At 38.0% G+C, this 598-nt stretch carries 1 pseudogene; it reads left to right on the top strand.

Annotation, left to right across the window (positions count from 1 at the left end):
* Positions 1-598: pseudogene (locus ACTNDS_RS16680) on the top strand (IS1634 family transposase); the annotation flags it as partial.

Raw genomic sequence — 598 nt, 5'->3', positions numbered from 1 at the left:
AAAAAATGTACTACGATTTTTTAGTGAAAATCCCGGAAAACACCGGCAAAATCTCCAAAAACAAGCGTAAGGATGTCACTTACATCGAATACACTTACGATAGAAAATATATTCCTGAGAAGAAATACAACGTCCCTTTGCGTACTACCATCGGAAAGATGGATCCTTCTGATCCAACCATGATGTATCCAAATCCAAACTTCGAAAAATATTTTCCGGATGTTGTACTTCCTGATACAGAGAAGGATGCTTCCAGAAGTTCCTGTATTCGTGTCGGAGCTTTTCTTGTAATCAAAAAGATCATTGACGATTATAAACTTCAGAACTACCTGAGCAGCTGGGACGACCGTGGAAAAGGACTGCTCCTTGATCTGGCAGCATATTCCATTATCAGTGAGAACAATGCAGCCCAGTATTATCCTGATTATGCATACAATCATCCGGTGTTGACACCTAATCATAAGATATACAGTGATTCAACCATCTCCAGATTTCTGTCTGAAATCAGTGAAGATGAACGAATTGCTTTTCTTAATGACTGGAATGAAAAAAGAAATCATCGTGAGAAAATTTATATCTCCTACGATTCTACGAATAA

It is taken from the genome of Blautia sp. HCP3S3_C12, from assembly GCF_052064155.1.
Lineage (GTDB): Bacteria > Bacillota > Clostridia > Lachnospirales > Lachnospiraceae > Blautia_A.
Note: the sequence above shows the minus strand (reverse complement) of the source record. Positions and strands in the feature narration are given on the sequence as shown.